Genomic DNA, 15681 nt, shown 5'->3' with positions numbered 1-15681 from the left:
TCGTGCCGCACCCGTGGCGCGCTCGTGCCGCGCCCGTGGCGCCACCGTGCTGCGCCGCCGCGCTGGGCCGTCACACGTCTCCGTCACACGCCTCCGTCATGCGTCTGCGTCACGCGCCTCCGCCACACGCCTCCGTCATGCGTCTCCGTGCGGCCCGGGGCCCATCAGCCGGAACGCCTCGTCGCGCAGTTGGGGCGGCAGCGGCGGGCGCCGGGCGGCGAGGGCCCGGGCCGCGAGGCCGGCGGCGGCCCCGTCCTGCCCCCGCAGCCGGTGGGTGCGGGCCACGCGGAGCAGCACCGGCCCGCTCTCCACGTTCTCCACGGGCACCCCGCCCGGATCGGGCCACGTCGCCTCCCCGCGTCCGGACGCGGGGAGCGCGGCCTCCTGGCCCGTCTCCGCGCCCTCCGGCGCCGCCGCCGACCCCTCAGGTGCTCCCGCCGGGCCGGGCCGCCGCGACGTCTCGGCGAGCATCCAGGCGGCATGGGTGGACGCCCGGTCGTGGTGATCGACCCTGCGCAGGTCGCGCAGCGCCGGTTCGGCGTGCCCGAGGTCGGCCAGCATCTCGCCGCGGGCGCGCAGCGCCTCGGGCGTGTCGCCGTCGCGGGTGAGCACGGTGTCGAGCACGGCCAGCGCCGCCCGCGTCCGGCCGGCCTGCCACAGGGCCTGGGCCAGCGCGACCTGGACGACCAGGTCGTTGGGGAGCCGGTTGGCGGCGGTGCGCAGCTCCCGGACGGCCTCGGCCGCGCTGCCGTCCATCAGCAGCCGCCCGAGCGCCGCCAGGAGCAACCCGACCGCGCGGGTGTCCTGGAGCACCTCGAAGACGCTCGCCGCGCTGCGGTAGTGCTCGGCGGCGGTCTCCGGCCGGTCGTGCTCGCAGGCGATGTTGCCGAGGAGGCGTTCGGCCTCCGCGAGCGTCCGCAGGTCGCCCTTGCCGCAGGCGCGGACGACCGCCTCAGCGTGGTGGCGGGCCAGCTCCCCGGCCCCCTCGCTGAGGGCGCGCTCGGCCTCGCGCAGCCGCTCGGCCGGCTCCAGCCGCCGGACCGGCCCGGGCCGCGCCCCCAGCGTCCGGACCGGCTCGATCATGCGGGGGTGGTGCAGCTCGTACAGCCGGTTCCCGTCCCGCCGGGCGACCCTGATCAGGTGGAGGTCCTCCACGGCGCGCAGCACCGCGCCGGAGACCTCCGCGCCGGGGGGCTCCGCGCCGGCGTGCCGGGCGGTGACCGGGCCGCCGCGGCCGGCGAAGGTCGCGCGGAACCAGGAGACGATCTCGCCCGGCGCCCTCCGGTGGTCGGCGGCGACGGTGGCCAGCGCCTGGCCGCAGAACTCGGTCAGCACCTGGCCGACGTCCGCGGCGAGGCGTTCGGCCGGGGGCGCGGGTTCGGCCGTCAGGTCGGCCCACAGGCGGGCGCACACCAGCTGCAGCATCGCGGGCGCGACGGTCGGGATCTGCTGCGCCGTCACCGCCCAGGGCGTCCGGATCGTACGGAGCTCGTCGACCAGCGCCTCCACGGTGTCGGGGCCGGGGCTGCGGCCCGTGCCGTCCAGGGGGCGCCGTACCGCCTGGACGGCGGCGGCACGGTCGAAGGCGCCCAGCGCGTAGGCGGCGCCCGTGTCACCGGCCAGCCGTTCGCCGAGGGCGCGCAGCTCGTCCAGGTGCTCCTCCCTGGCGGCGAGCAGCAGGTGCAGGTCGGGCACTCCGTTCATCGCCTCCACCAGCTGGTCGAGGAAGCGGCGGCGCTGCCGCCGGTGCGGAACGGAGTCGCGGAACAGCAGGTCGGCGTGGTCGATCGCGGCGAACGTCCGCACCGGCAGGCCGAACCGGTCCTTGCTGCCGCGCCGCCGCAGGAAGTCCAGCACCGACAGGCCGGCCACCCGCGTCGGCGACTCGCTCGGGTGCCACGATGACAGCAGGGCGAGGGTGAAGACGTTCTGCGCGGGGAAGGCGGCGGCGGGGTAGGCGTTGCGGCGCCAGAGGTGGCCGGGCGGCAGGACGTGCTCGCCCTCGGCCCGCAGCCGGGGGATGACGCCCGCGCAGACCAGGGAGGTCTTGCCCACCCCGGCGCCGCCGTGCAGCAGCGTGAGCCGGTGGCCGCGCCAGAGCCCGGACACCTCCCGGATCTCCCGGTCCCGCCCGAAGAAAATGTGATCGTCTTCGATGCCGAACGGCCGCGTGCCGACGAAGGGCGGCGTACCCTCGACGACCGAATTGGTGATCACCGGACGACCTCCGCACGGGATCTCCGCGGACGGCGAGCCGGCATCCGGACGGCGAGCCGGCATCCGAGAAGACTCTGGTCCGCTCAGAGTAATACGCGACCGGCCCGCCCTCGGGACGATTGGCCGGACCAGGCGTGATGATCATGCACGTCCGGCCCGTTTCCGGCGTTCCGGCCTATTTCTCGCGGGTTGCGGAAAGCCGGAACGCGGATCGCCGGGAATGCGGGCCCGGCCCCGACCCATCCGGCCAGTCGGTCATGGCCTTGTTGATGAAGCCGCCGCCCTGGGCACCGGGGCGGGGCCGGGTCAGGTCCATGACCTCGACCAACGCGTGCTTGAGCGCCGACTCGGGCAGCGGGTCCAGCAGCGTGAGCGTGAGGTCGGAGGTGTCGATGGGGTCGAAGTCGGTGCGCGACTCGAAGGTCTGCTCGGCCATGGGCTCTCCCGGGCGAAGGACGTGACGGCCGTTCCTGGCCGCGATCGCGGAGCGCCTGGGCGGTCGGACGCGGCCTGGGCGCGGCATACCGCGCCGCCGTGATTGTTTCACCGAGCGCGACGATCGTCCATCCCGTTTATGGACCATCTGAATAGGCGATTTTCTCCTATCCGGATCCGGGAGATCGGCCGGTTAGTGGCGTGCGACACATTATCCCTTTCCTATCGGGACTTTTCCGGGCGCTCGTGGATATCAGGGCTTGTCGCCAAGGTAAGGAGTGCGGAAGATTGCAGGATCGGGGCCCGGGGACGACGCGGAGGTGGCTGGCATGACCGACCCACGCCCAGGCGTGGCGCGACCGGCAGGACGCATTCCCGAGGTATGGGGCAGGATCCCGCCGCGCAACAAGAACTTCACCGGACGCACGGAACTGCTCAACCAGTTGCGCGAGGGCATCGCCGGCCAGGTCACGGCGGTCGTCCCGCACGCGCTGCACGGGCTCGGCGGCGTGGGCAAGACGCAGATGGCCGTGGAGTACGCCTACCGCTTCCGTTCCGAGTACGAGGTGGTCTGGTGGATCCCCGCCGACCAGCCCGTCCTGGTGCGCTCGTCGCTGGCGAGCCTCGCCCCGTTCCTGGGCCTCCCGCCCGCCACGGCCAGCGGGATCGAGGACGCCGCCAAGGCGGTGCTGGACGCGCTGCGCCGCGGCGAGCCGTACGCCGACTGGCTGCTCATCTTCGACAACGCCGACCAGCCCGAGGACCTCAACGAGATCATCCCGCGCGGGCCGGGCCATGTCCTGATCACCTCCCGCAACCACCGCTGGGAGGGCGTGGTCGACACCGTCCCGGTGGACGTGTTCTCGCGTGCGGAGAGCGTGGAGTTCCTCAGCAAGCGGGTGCCCAAGGCGATCACCCCCCAGGACGCCGACCGGCTGGCCCACGAGCTGGGCGACCTCCCGCTGGCGCTGGAACAGGCCGGCGCGCTCCAGGCGGAGACCGGGATGGGCGTTTCGGAATACCTGCGGCTGCTCGGCGAGCGCACCAGCCGGCTGCTCTCCGAGGGCAAGCCGACCGAGTACCCGGTGTCCATGACCGCCGCCTGGGACCTGTCGGTGACCAGCCTCAGCGAGAAGCTGCCCGAGGCCGTCGACCTGCTGCGCTGCTGCGCCTTCTTCGGCCCCGAGCCGATCCCCCGGGACGCGTTCAGCCAGCCCCGGGTGGAGCTCGGCGAGGAGCTGTCGGAGCTGGTCGCCGACCCCATCAGGCTGAGCAAGGTGATCGGCGAGCTGGGCCGGTACGCGCTGGCGCGGCTGGACATCCCGGGCCGCACCATCCAGATCCACCGGCTGATCCAGGCGCTGCTGCGGGAGGAACTGCCGGAGGACGGTCAGCGCCACATGCGGGAACAGGTCCACCTGCTCCTGGCCGGGTACGCGCCGCCCGACCCCTACGAGCCGGCCAACTGGGTGCGCTACTCCAACCTGCTCGGGCACATCACCCCCTCCCGCGTCGGAACGAGCCAGGTGCCCGAAGTGCGGCGGCTGGCCGTCAACATGGTGCGCTACCTCTCCGGCTCCGGGGACTACGCCTCCGCCCGGCGCCTGGTGGAGAGCTTCCTGGAGAGCTGGACCGCCGACTCCGGCGAGGAGCATTCCGACGTACTCGAACTGCGCCTGGAGCAGGCCAACATCCTGCGGGAGCTGGGCCAGTACGAGGCATCATCGGAGCTGACCCGCACCTCCCTGGAGGTGGCCGAGAAGGTCCTGGGCCACGACGACCCGCTCACGCTGCGTTTCCTCCGCGGCGGCGGGGCCGACCTGCGCGCGCTCGGCGAGTTCCAGCGGGCCCGCGAACGCGACGAGGACCTGCTCCGCCGTTACGAGGCGAGTTTCGGTGAGGCCGACCTGCGGACGATCCTGACGGCCAACAGCCTCGCGCTGGACTACGGGCTCGGCAGTGACTACGTCCGTTCCAAGGAACTGCTGCAGCGGGCCTACCAGACCTGCCTGGCCCTCGAACCGGGTGGGGTCGACAAGCTCAGCCTGCTCAGCATCTGGAGCGGGCTGGCCCGGGCGGTCCGGCTCTGCGGCGACTACTCCGAGGCGTGCGACCTGGGCGAGGACGCCTACGCCTACGCCGTCGAGGAGGTCGGCGTGGAGCACAACTGGACGCTGCGCACCGCCAAGGACCTGTCCATCGCCTGGCGGCGGGTCGGCGACCTCGACCGGGCGGGCGAGCTGGCCGAGGACGTGCACGCCCGGTCGGTACGGCAGTTCGGCCTCGACCACCCCGACACGCTCTCCGCCGCCATGTGCCTGGCCAACCTCCTGCGCACCCGGGGCGACACCGAGGCGGCGATGGACCTCGCGGCCGACACCGTACGGCGGTACCCGCGCGTCTACGGGGCCGAACACCCGTACAACTTCGGCTGCATGGGCAACCTCGGCATCATGCATCGCGTCCAGGACGACCCGCGGTCGGCGCGCGTGGTCAACGAGGAGGCCCTGGAGGGACTGGACGCCAAGCTGGGCCGCGACCACCACTACACCCTCACGGTCGCCACCAACCTGGCCAGCGACCTGGCCGCCCTGGGCGAGCACGAGGAGGCATGCCGGCTGGAGCGCGACACGCTGCGGCGCATCCGCGCCGTGCTGGGCCCCGACCATCCGCTGGCCCTGTCCTGCGCGGCCAACCTGACGGCGGACCTGAACGTCCTCGGCGAAGAGGAGGAGGCGGCGAGGCTCCGCGAGGAGACCAAGTCCTCCTACGCCCGTACGCTCGGCCTCGAACACCCCGACACGAAGGTCTTCCTAGAGGGACGCCATCTCGACGCCGACTTCGACCCTCCGCCCATCTAGGCTCTGTTTCAAAGTCCCGGCCCACGGCGCTCGCCTGGCGGCTCGCGCCTAACCGGGCCTGTGCGAGCGCGACATCGCTTCGCGATCTGCCAGGTGAGGCTCGCCTCCGGCATCGCCCCACCTGGCAGCCAACGCGCTCGCGCGATGGCTGAGGCCACTTCGAGACTCGCCCTAGGCGTTCAGGGCGCCAGGCCCTTCACGTCGGCGGCGACCACTTCGTGGATGTGCGTGATGAGGCGGTAGAGGTCGTTGCAGTAGACGGAGGGGTTGAGGAAGCCCTCCCCTGAGCGGTAGCGGTGCACGTAGTGGCCGCCACCGCACACGCGCCGGATCCTGCACTTGCGGCACAGCGGCGACAGGGCCCGTTCGCCTATCTGGCGGGCGACGATCGGGGGCAGCATCAGCGCCGTGTCGAACGGGTCGCGCGCGACGTGCAGCGGCGTGCCGGCGGCGCCCTCGAAGGTGGATTTGAGCGCGTCCACCTGCTCCATCCGCCCGTTGGTCTCCACCACGACCAGGGAGACCGGGGCCAGCCCCACCGACTCACCGATGAAACGGCGGCCGAGCAGCAGCCGGATGATCGCGCTGAACAGCCGGACGCGGGTCTCCTGGACCTCCGCGCCGTACCAGCGGTCGAACACGCGGACGAGCCAGTCGCCGTACGGGGTGGTGTCGTCGTCCCGGCGGCCCGGCGGCGGGGCGTCCCAGTTGCCGTGCGGGAGCAGGAAGTCGACGGAGGGCGGGTCGAACGCCAGCAGCGACTCGTAGGTGGCGACCGGGTCGTTGCGCAGGTCGACCGTGCTGAGGATCCCGCCGAAGAGCCTGCGGTAGGGCGGCGCCGTCAGCGCCTCGATCCCCGCCCGCACCTCCCGGTAGCTGCCCCGGCCGTCGGCGCGGCGGCGGTGCCGGTCGTTCCCCTCCTCGTCGCCGTCCAGGCTGACCCCGATGGTGATGTCGAGCTCGTCGAACAGTTCGAGGTAGTAGGAGTCGATGAGCACCCCGTTGGTCTGCACATGCAGCCCGACCTCCACGTCGGGCATGGCCGCGCGGAAGGTCGTGGCGGCGTAACGCAGGTGGTCGACCCCGGCCAGCAGGGGCTCGCCCCCGTGCAGGACCACGTCCACCCGGCGCAGCAGGTTCGCCTCGGCGTGCTCGGCGACGCGCCGCGCCACCTGGTCGATGACGGGACGGCTCATGCGCCGCGGCTGGCGGCGCCACCCCTGGTCCGCCATCTCGTACATGTAGCAGTAGTCGCAGGCCAGGTTGCAGCGGCTGTGCACCTTGATGATGAACTCGCGGAACGGGGTGGGCCGCCAGCCCGACTCCAGCAGGGCGCGCACGTCCAGCGTGTCCGGCCATTCCGGCCGCCGCGTCACAGGGTCGAGTTCGATGGCCACGCCGAAACGACCTTCCCGACGAGATCTGAGCGCGGCGCTGCGCAGGGGATGATTTCAGTAAACCATCTCGTTCGTGACCGCCCAGCGCTCGTGATCCCGCCAGATCCCGTCGATCCTGATCAGCCCGGGTGAGAACCCCTCGCGGCGCAGCCCGACCTTTTCGGCGAGGCGCAGCGACGCCCCGTTCCCCGGCTGGATGTCGGCCTCCAGCCGGTGCAGCCCGAGCCGGCCGAACCCATGCCGTACCGCCAGCCCGACCCCCTCGGTCATGTGACCGCGCCCCTCGTGGGGCACGAACGCCCCGTAGCCCAGCACCCCCTTCTGGTACGAGCCGCGCTCGATCCGGCTGATGCTGACGAACCCCGCCATGGCGCCCGTATCTGCCAGGCACACCACGAACCCGACCGCGGTGACCTGGTCGAACCTGGCCAGGTACTCGGCGAATCCTTCGGCCGTCGTCGGGGCCCACACCCACGGGTGATGCAGTTCGGCGCTGGCCCGGGCCGCGGCCACGAACTCGTCCCGGTCCCCGGCGGCGATCGGCCTGAGGTGGACCCCGCCGCCCGTTTCAGAGGTCACGAGATCGAACGTACGCCAACGCCCCGTGTTCCGCCCCCCGCCTCAGCCGCGCGCCGCGGCCAGGACCCGCCGGCGGCGGAGCAGGAACGCGGGCCCGGCGAGCAGGACGGCGGCCGCGACCGCCAGGAGGGCGTAGAGCCAAGTGGCGGAGGCCGGGGTCACCGGATCGCCGGTCCCCGAGGAGGGGAAGGTCAGGGTGGCCGACACCTTGCGTTCGACCATGCCGCTCCGCAGCGTCAGCCGCGCCTTCCACGGCCCGTTCGGCAGCCGCTGGTCCAGCGCCACGGTCACCGGCGCCCGGCCGCCCGGGAGCAGGGTGACGCCGAGGTCGGCGGGGTACGGCCCGGCCCGCAGGCCGCCCGGCCCGTCCGACAGCGACAGCGACCCGCTGATCACCAGGGCGCGCCCGCCGGTGTTGCGCACGTGCGCGATGATCTGGGGACGGCCGTCGGCGGTCCGCGCGGGCACCAGCGCTTCGACGCGCATGTCGGAGGGCGGCTCGCCGCCGGCGCCGACGTCGAGGTAGATAGGGATGCCGACCCGGGTGACGACCCCGACGTTGTGCCTGGCGTCCGGCCGGGCCTCCGCCTGGCCCCAGATGACGCCGTACCGCTCGCCGCGCGACGCGGTCCGCGGGACCCGGATGGTGATCCGGGTGATCCGCTTCCCGTGCGGCGGGACGTCGAGCACGGAATGCTCGGCCGAGGTCCAGCCGGACAGCTCGTTGGCGGTGCGTCCGGCCGCGAAGGCGAAGCGGTTCTTCTGGATCGATGCCGCGGCGGCGTACACCTTGACGCGCAGCCGTTCGGGGGAGACGTTGGTGACCTCCACCCGGCGCCTGATGGTGGTGCCCGGGGAGAGGTGGTCGACGATGCCGGTGAGCGCGCGCGGGTCGTTCCGCCGCGCGACGGGCGCCTCGATCAGCCGGATGCCGAACCGGCCCTTGCCGTCGCGGGGCCCGGGGGCCGCGGACGCGGACGTGCCGGCCGCGCTCAGCAAGAGCACGACCGGCAGGACCATGGCGGTCAGGACCCTAGACGGTCGCGACGGAATGGGTCACCGTCCCCTGGTAGGTGGTCGCGGTCGCGGTGTTGGGCACGGCGACGGCGAGGGTGGGGTTCCACGCCGCGCTGTTGCTTCCGGTGCCGGCGGAGTGCGTGTAGGCGTCCCGCGGGGTCGAGCTCAGCGGCCCCGGAGCCCCTGGGGTGAACGTTCCGTCACCGACCGTGGTGGCGGTGCCCGGCGTGTACGTGACCGCGCTGGCGGGGATGCTCGGCACTCCTGTGGCGGTGAAGTCGGTCGAGGAGACCGTGGCCCTCCAGGCGGCGGGGTTCGCGCCGCGCAGGTCGCTGACGGTCACGGTGCCGAGCTGGCCGGTGATGGTGGTGCCGGGGGCGCCGTCGCCGAGGTCGGCGGACTCCGGCACCGTGACCCCCAGGGCCCCGGCCGTGACGGTGAAGGTCGTGGTGGTGTCCTCCGCGAACGCCGCCGGGGCCGCCAGCAGCCCCAGCGCGAGCACGCCACCCGCCGCACATGCAATACGACGCACAATTCCTCCCCTTCGCACATCGGACATGTCCGACGGCTGGAAATGAAGCGTTCGTCCGGCCTTGATCATGACCCGACGATCAAGAACTCTATGTTCTTGATCATGCGGAGGGAGTAAACGAATTTCCGGCAGGCGGCTAAATCCGTGACTCCGGCATTCAGCGGCCCCTACAGTGAGGCGGCCGGTCGCCTCGTTCCGTACCGCGTGGCGATCGCCGGCCTGCCGGCCGGTTCGCCCGCCCGCTCCGCCATCGCCCCGAACGGATCGAAACGAAGGACATATGCGCGTCGGGACCGAACGGATCACCTCGCCCCTGGCGGCCGCGGCGGCCCTCCTGCCCGGCCTGCTCTCCCCGCCCCCGGCCCTCGCCGCCGTCCCCGCGGAACCGGCGACGATGAGCCTCGCTCCGCACCCGTGCCCGCCGCGAGCCGCCGAAGCCAAGCGGAAGAAGGCCACGTCAAAACGTTCTCGAGCGTGCCGGAGGCGGGTCGCCATCGACCCCGTGACCGTGTCCGTCCCCGCCTCCGCCGACCTCGGGCAGGGCGGCGTGGGCGGCCAGATCACCGCGCGGCTCGGCACGGTCACCGTGACCGACGACCGCCCGGGCGCCACCACCTGGACCGCCACGGTGACATCCACGAATTTCTCACCGCAGAACGGTTCGGCGATCGCGCGTTCGGACATTTCCTATCGGTCGGGCCCCGTCACCGCCTCCACCGGCACCGGCGCACGCAACTCCGGCCAACCCACAGAAAAGCACGCCGTCACCCTGAACACTCCGCGGACCGCTTTTTCCGGCACGAAGCCGAACTCCACGCCCGTGATGACGACGAGCTGGAATCCGACCATCGTGGTGAATGTGCCGTTTACCGCCGTCGCGGGCACCTATACCGGCACCATCACCCATTCGGTCACCTGAAAGGCCGCTGGCCCGACGCCGACCGCGCCCCCGGCACGTTCCCGCCCTCAACGCCCCGCCGCCGCCGGATCCGTTCAGGCGGGCTTGCGCGCCTCGATGAGGAAGCGAGAGGAGTGGGCGACGAACGGGCCGTCCCGCCGGATCCGCTCGTGCAGTTCCCGCAGCCGGTCACGGTGGCCGGCGACGGTGAAGCCCGGGACCGTCCAGATCACCTTCCGGAGGAAGTAGACGACCGCGCCGACGTCGAAGAACTCCATCCGGAGCCGTTCCAGGCGCAGATCGACGACCTCCAGCCCGGCGGCCCGGGCCTCGGCGCTCTCGATGCCGGGATCACGCTTCGCGCGCGCCTCCGGCTGCGGCCCGAGGAAGTACTCGACCAGCTCGAACACGCTGGCCGGGCCGACGTGCTGGGCGAGGTACGTCCCACCCGGCGCCAGCACCCGGGCGATCTCGGGAAACCGGACCGTGGCGGGGTGGCGGCTGGTGACCAGGTCGAACGCCGCGTCCGCGAACGGCCACGGCGGTTCGTCCGGGGTCGCGACCACCACCACGCCGCGGGGGTGGAGCAACCGGGTGGCCTTGGCCGCGTTCGGCGGCCAGGACTCCGTCGCGGCCATCGTCGGCGGCAGGTCGGCCGCTCCGGCCAGCACCTCGCCGCCTCCGGTCTGGACGTCCAGCGCCGCGTTCGCCCGGGCCAGCCGCGCGCTCATCAGCCGCTGGTATCCCCACGAGGGACGCTGCTCGGTCGCCCGGCCCTCCAGCCAGGAGAAGTCCCAGCCGTCCACCGGCACCGACCCGGCCTCGGCCACCAGATCCTCGAATGTACGCTCCATCCCCACCTCCCGGTGGATTCTGGCAGGCGGGCGGACACAGGCCAACGGAATTGACCGGGCGGCGCGGCCTCAGCCGTACAGCCGCTGGACCTCGTCGAGCGCGAGGCGCCAGAGACGGACGTCCACCCGCTCGTCACCCGCCTCAGGGTCACGCGGTTCGAGTTCCCCGGGCCCGAAGATGATCCGGACCCCTTCCTCACGCAGGTCCTCGACACTCCGCCGGAACGGACGGCGAGCGGCGAGCGCGGTGTTGACGAAGGGGAGGGCGACCACGGGGATCCCCAACCCGACGGCCTCGGCGAGGACGCCCAGGGCATAGGTGTCGGTGATGCCGCCGGCCCACTTGTTCACGGTGTTGTACGTGGCCGGGGCCACGATGATCGCGTCGGCCCGGGGAGAACGGGGCTCGCTCGGGCTCCGGTAGCGGCTGAGCACGGGGCGGCCGGTCCGGGCCTCCAAGGCGGCCACGTCGATGAAGTCCACCGCGGACGGGGTGGCGACGATCTGGACGTCCCAGTCACGTTCGCGGGCGAGGGCGACGAGTTCCCCGACGTCCCTGGCGGGTCCCGCCGCGCACACGATGACGTAGAGCACCCGGCGCCCCTCGGCCATGGTCACACCCCCACTGTCCGCCGTCCGATGCTGGGGCGTGCGAGGACACGACCCCGGGCCGGCCTCAGCTCGGCGGACGGATGAGGGCCTGGGCGACGATGACCTGCTGCCCGTTGAACGTGACGGACGGGGAGCCGTGCAGCTCGTACCCCAGGTCGAGCGCCGCGCTGACCCGCCGGCAGAAGGCTTCGTCGTCGGGTCCGGTCAGGACGCGATAGCGGGGCAGTTCACCGTCGTCACCCATACCGTGATCTTAGGCTCTGTCCACGGTGCTCGTCGCGGGTGGTCAACGCGCTCGCGGTGGCGGGGCCACTTCGCGACAGACCCCAACATTCCCTATCAGTACCCATATGCAGTAACTTGGGGCGTGATGGCGGAAGAAATGTACTCGGTCGAGCAGGTGGCCGAACGGCTCGGTCTCCACGTGCGCACCGTACGCGGATACATCCGTACGGGCCGCCTCAAGGCGGTGCGCATCGGCAAGCAGTACCGGATCGCCCGTGCCGACCTCGACGCGCTGATCGGACGGCCTCGTCCGGCGCCGGCCACCGGCCCCGCGCGGATGGAGGTGTCGAGCATCGTGCAGATCGACGGCGTCGACCGGGCCGCGGCGGACCGGCTGGTCACGCTCGTCCTGGCAAGCGCCGGCAGCGCCGCCGACCCCGACCGGCCGCTGCGCGTCCAGACCGTCCACGACGAGCGGCGGGACCGCTTGAAGATCGTGATCCTGGGCGGCGGCGCCACCACCGCCGAAGTGCTGCACCTGCTCGAAGCCGTCATCGACGGTGGCATCGACGGCGGCAACGACCTGAACGCCAAGGAGGACGGCCGTGGCTGACGCGCGACGGGAGCGGGCCGGGGTGAACGTGCCGGTGTGCGCCCCGGACGGGCCGGCGCGCGGCCACCGTTCAGGACGCGCTCGACGCCCGGCTCCGCACCCACGCCTGAGCGAACGGACCCGAAGCGCCCGATGAGCCCCGCATCGCGCCAGGCGATCACCGAGCCCATGGTCGCCGTCCCCGCCGGGGAGATCGTCCTGCGGGACGAGGGTTCGAGGACGACCTGGAAGGTCGACCTCGCACCCTTCCGGCTCGCGCCCCATCCCGTGACCCGCGAACTCTACGAGGCCGTCCGGCCCCGGACGCCCACGGGTCCGGCGGGCCCGGCGGGCCCGCGCACCCCGGTGACCGACGTCTCCTGGCTCGACGCCGTCCGGTTCTGCAACCTGCTCTCCGAGTCGGCGGGACTCCAGCCGTGCTACTCGATCGGCGACGACCCGGACGGGCAGGACGTGACCTGCGACTGGCAGGCCGGCGGCTACCGCCTCCCGTCCGAGGCGGAGTGGGAGTACGCGTGCAGGGCCGGGGACTCCGGCGTCCGTTACGGAGAACTCGACGAGATCGCCTGGTACCGGGGGAACTCCGGCGGCGAGGTGCATGACGTCATGACCAGGGCACCGAACGCCTGGGGTCTCCACGACATGATCGGCAACGTGTGGGAGTGGTGCTGGGACCTCTACGACCCCCGCGTCTACGGCCCGTACCGGGTGTTCCGCGGCGGCGGCGCGCATGATCCTCCCCGAGGGTGCAGGGCGTCATGCCGCCGCAAGAGCCACCCGACCCTCCGCATCGACGACCTGGGCTTCCGCCTCGCCCGCTCACGGCCGCGGACGGATCAGCGGCTCGCCCGCCCCGAGCGGTAGCCGCAGGCCGACGTCCTCCTGCGCGGTGTCGGGCAGAGTGCGCGCCGGGGGCTTCCGGGAGTCCGCCTGCCGGGTGCTCGGTGCACACTGGGTACATGCGCTACGCCGACAGCCGCGCCTACGTCGTCCCGGAGAGCCTGGACGGGCTCACCGGGCCGGCCTCCGGTGTCGTGGAGCTGCCGCCGCACCTCGACTGGTCAGAGCAGCATGTCTACGACCTGGACGACCCGGCGCAGGCGGGCCTGATGTACGAACGGGTCATCCGTGAGGCCGCCTCACCGCGCGATCTCGCCACCTACCTCAACGCGGAACGGCTGGCCCGCCTCTGGAACCGGCTCCACCTGCCCGCCCGGGTCCGCCGGCAATGGGAGAGCGCCTTCCCCACGTTGGCCCGGACGGCGTAGCCCCGCATGATCCCTCTGCACGAGCTCATGGCGCGCATCGGCCTCGCGGCGGCCGCCGAGTACGGCTTCGCCCTCGCGGGCAGCTACGCGATCCAGGCCCACGGGTTCCTGGACCGCGTCTCCGACGACGTCGATCTCTTCACGGTGAACGATGCGCGCGAGCGGTTCGGCGAAGCCGTCGCCGCCGTGACCGGCGCCTACCGCGACGCCGGCTTCGGCGTCGAGATCCCCCTCTCCAACGACTGCTTCGCCAGGCTCATGGTCACCACGCCCGACCATCGATCCGTCAAGGTGGAGCTGGGGATCGACTGGCGGGCACATCCCCCGGTCACAATGCCGGTAGGCCCCGTACTCCACCCCGACGACGCCGTCGGCAACAAGCTCGCGGCACTCTACGGCCGGGCTGAGGTAAGGGACTTCGTGGATGTGGACGCGGTCCTTCGCAGCGGTCGCTACACCACCGACGGCCTGCAGCGGCTGGCCGCCACCGCGGATCCCGGCTTCGCACCCGAGATGTTCGTCCACTCGCTGAACGCGCTCGACCGGCTCCCGGACCAGGCGTTCACCGTCCACGGACTCACGCCGCAGCAGATCGCCGACCTGCGGAGCCGGTTCAAAGCGTGGGCGGCGGAACTCATGCGCTGACGGCGCCCCTGCCCGCGCCACTCTGAACTGCGCTGAGTAGCACTTCGCTCCTCTTCAGGAGTGAGGTCATGGATGGCGCACGCGATGGATGTGCGGTCGGTGTGCCGATACCTATCGTCATGGTTCATGATCACGAGAAACATGATGTTCCGGAGCGCGGCGGCGGTGGTCCTGGCCCTGACGGTGACGTCCACGGCCGGCCCGGCGGAGGCCGCCGACCACGCCGGGCTGCGGCGGGTGATGGAGCGGCTCACCGGACCGGACGGGGCTCCCGGCGCGCTCGCGGAGGTCAACGACCGGGACGGCCGGCTGGCGCTCACCGGCGGCGTCGCCGACATCCGCACGGGCGCACCGGTCGATCCCCGCAGCCGCTTCCGGATCGGCAGCCTGACCAAGCCGTTCGTCGCGACCGTGACGCTCCAGCTCGTCGGCGAGGGACGGATCGAGCTAGACGCTCCGGTGGAGCGGTACCTCCCCGGCGTGGTGCGCGGCGCCGACAACGACGGGCGGGAGATCACCGTCCGCCAGCTGCTCCAGCACACCAGCGGGATCCCGGACGTTCTGAGGCACCTGGGCCCGATGGAGATCGTCAAAGACCCCCTCCGGCACTGGGAGGCCCGTGAGCTGGTGGACATCGCCCTGCAGCACCCCCGGGACTTCACCCCGGGCGAGAGCTGGGGCTACTCCAACACCAACTACCTCCTGGCCGGAATGATCATCGAGAAGGTGACCGGCCGCCCCTACGGCAAGGAGATCCACCAGCGCGTGATCGTCCCGCTCGGTCTGCGCGGCACCTTCGTGCCCGGCGACGCGCCCGGCATCCCCGGTCCGCACCTCCGCGGGTACGTGCGCCCGGAGTCCGAACTCGTCGACATCACCCGTCTCAACCCGTCCGTCGGCGGAGCGGCGGGCGGGATGATCTCCACCGCCTCGGACGTCAACGGCTTCCTGGCCGCGCTGCTACGCGGACGCCTGCTCAAGCCGGCGCAGATGCAGGAGATGCTGAACGCCCGCCCCACGGGACGCAGATCAGAGTCCGAGTACGGCCTGGGACTCGAGTGGATTCCCGGCAAGGATTCCTCCGCCTGCGAAGACGGCCTTTGGGGCCACGACGGTGACATGCTCGGCTTCAGCGTCACCGCGGGTGCCACCATGGACGGCAGGCAGGCCACCGTCATGGTCAACCTCAACCCGGGCGGCGGACCGACCCTGGATGACGCCAAGGACCAAGCCGTCCCCACGGCCCTGTGCGAGAACTAGGCTCTGTTTCTGAGGCCCGGCCTACGGCGCTCGCCCGGCGGCTCGCACCTCACCGGTCCTTGGCGAGCGCGGCATCGCTTCGCGAACTGCCCGGTGAGGCTCGCCTCCGGCATCGCCCCACCGGGCAGGCAACGCGCTCGCGCGGTGGCTGAGGCCACGTCGAAACAGGACCTGGGCCCTCTTTCCGAGCCCCCGCCCACGCCCCTCACATTCCAGTGCAGTTCATCGGCTGGATCGCGTCTGGCGCCTGGCGACCCGCATCGAGGAC

Annotated in this window: 16 protein-coding genes; 7 read left to right on the top strand and 9 right to left on the bottom strand. The window is 72.2% G+C overall.

Going from position 1 to position 15681, the window contains the following annotated elements:
• Positions 1–135: 135 nt before the first annotated feature.
• On the bottom strand, positions 136–2217 hold the full coding sequence (locus IW256_RS42930; protein WP_197014803.1) for a tetratricopeptide repeat protein: 2082 nt from the start codon (positions 2215–2217) through the stop codon (positions 136–138).
• Positions 2218–2392: 175 nt separating this feature from the next.
• Positions 2393–2653 carry a hypothetical protein gene (locus tag IW256_RS33805; protein WP_197014802.1) on the bottom strand — a complete coding sequence of 87 codons (261 nt, stop codon included), beginning with the start codon at positions 2651–2653 and terminating at the stop codon, positions 2393–2395.
• A gap of 328 nt (positions 2654–2981) precedes the next feature.
• On the opposite strand from IW256_RS33805, the gene fxsT reads away from it, so the two are divergent.
• Complete coding sequence (fxsT, locus tag IW256_RS33800) at positions 2982–5513, top strand: FxSxx-COOH system tetratricopeptide repeat protein (RefSeq protein ID WP_197014801.1); 2532 nt, start codon at positions 2982–2984, stop codon at positions 5511–5513.
• 179 nt (positions 5514–5692) lie between these two features.
• On the opposite strand, the gene IW256_RS33795 is transcribed toward fxsT, so the two are convergent.
• The 4 genes from IW256_RS33795 to IW256_RS33780 are packed head-to-tail and all read right to left on the bottom strand — an operon-like array spanning position 5693 to position 9038.
• A complete protein-coding gene (locus IW256_RS33795) occupies positions 5693–6910 on the bottom strand; it encodes an FxsB family cyclophane-forming radical SAM/SPASM peptide maturase (protein ID WP_307829275.1) in 1218 nt (405 codons plus the stop codon).
• A 54-nt stretch (positions 6911–6964) separates the two neighbouring features.
• Positions 6965–7489: a GNAT family N-acetyltransferase gene (locus tag IW256_RS33790; RefSeq protein ID WP_197014800.1), complete on the bottom strand. Its 525-nt coding sequence runs from the start codon at positions 7487–7489 to the stop codon at positions 6965–6967.
• Between the two features lie 42 nt (positions 7490–7531).
• A complete protein-coding gene (locus IW256_RS33785; RefSeq protein ID WP_197014799.1) occupies positions 7532–8509 on the bottom strand; it encodes a hypothetical protein in 978 nt (325 codons plus the stop codon).
• Between the two features lie 13 nt (positions 8510–8522).
• A complete protein-coding gene (locus IW256_RS33780) occupies positions 8523–9038 on the bottom strand; it encodes a hypothetical protein (RefSeq protein ID WP_197014798.1) in 516 nt (171 codons plus the stop codon).
• Positions 9039–9318: 280 nt separating this feature from the next.
• On the opposite strand from IW256_RS33780, the gene IW256_RS33775 reads away from it, so the two are divergent.
• On the top strand, positions 9319–9957 hold the full coding sequence (locus IW256_RS33775) for a hypothetical protein (RefSeq protein WP_197014797.1): 639 nt from the start codon (positions 9319–9321) through the stop codon (positions 9955–9957).
• Positions 9958–10031: 74 nt separating this feature from the next.
• Here IW256_RS33775 and IW256_RS33770 read toward each other — a convergent pair whose 3' ends face one another.
• The 3 genes from IW256_RS33770 to IW256_RS33760 form a co-directional block, all read right to left on the bottom strand.
• Entirely contained in the window at positions 10032–10790 is a 759-nt protein-coding gene (locus IW256_RS33770; RefSeq protein ID WP_197014796.1) for a methyltransferase domain-containing protein, read from the bottom strand.
• Positions 10791–10859: 69 nt separating this feature from the next.
• A complete protein-coding gene (locus IW256_RS33765) occupies positions 10860–11402 on the bottom strand; it encodes a flavoprotein (protein ID WP_197016713.1) in 543 nt (180 codons plus the stop codon).
• A gap of 64 nt (positions 11403–11466) precedes the next feature.
• Positions 11467–11646 carry a DUF1737 domain-containing protein gene (locus IW256_RS33760; protein WP_197014795.1) on the bottom strand — a complete coding sequence of 60 codons (180 nt, stop codon included), beginning with the start codon at positions 11644–11646 and terminating at the stop codon, positions 11467–11469.
• Between the two features lie 126 nt (positions 11647–11772).
• Here IW256_RS33760 and IW256_RS33755 point away from each other — a divergent pair, with 126 nt between their 5' ends.
• The 5 genes from IW256_RS33755 to IW256_RS33735 all read left to right on the top strand — a co-directional run bounded on the left by IW256_RS33755 (position 11773) and on the right by IW256_RS33735 (position 15413).
• Positions 11773–12240 carry a helix-turn-helix domain-containing protein gene (locus IW256_RS33755; protein WP_197014794.1) on the top strand — a complete coding sequence of 156 codons (468 nt, stop codon included), beginning with the start codon at positions 11773–11775 and terminating at the stop codon, positions 12238–12240.
• 132 nt (positions 12241–12372) lie between these two features.
• Positions 12373–13104, top strand: a complete 732-nt coding sequence (locus tag IW256_RS33750; protein ID WP_231404044.1) for a formylglycine-generating enzyme family protein — start codon at positions 12373–12375, stop codon at positions 13102–13104.
• Positions 13105–13199: 95 nt separating this feature from the next.
• On the top strand, positions 13200–13508 hold the full coding sequence (locus IW256_RS33745) for a hypothetical protein (protein WP_197014793.1): 309 nt from the start codon (positions 13200–13202) through the stop codon (positions 13506–13508).
• Positions 13509–13514: 6 nt separating this feature from the next.
• Entirely contained in the window at positions 13515–14153 is a 639-nt protein-coding gene (locus tag IW256_RS33740; protein ID WP_197014792.1) for a nucleotidyl transferase AbiEii/AbiGii toxin family protein, read from the top strand.
• Between the two features lie 126 nt (positions 14154–14279).
• Complete coding sequence (locus IW256_RS33735; protein WP_197014791.1) at positions 14280–15413, top strand: serine hydrolase domain-containing protein; 1134 nt, start codon at positions 14280–14282, stop codon at positions 15411–15413.
• Positions 15414–15681 lie beyond the last annotated feature (268 nt).

The organism is Actinomadura viridis (assembly GCF_015751755.1).
Taxonomy (GTDB): Bacteria; Actinomycetota; Actinomycetes; order Streptosporangiales; family Streptosporangiaceae; genus Spirillospora; species Spirillospora viridis.
This window is presented reverse-complemented; position numbering and strand designations above follow the sequence as displayed.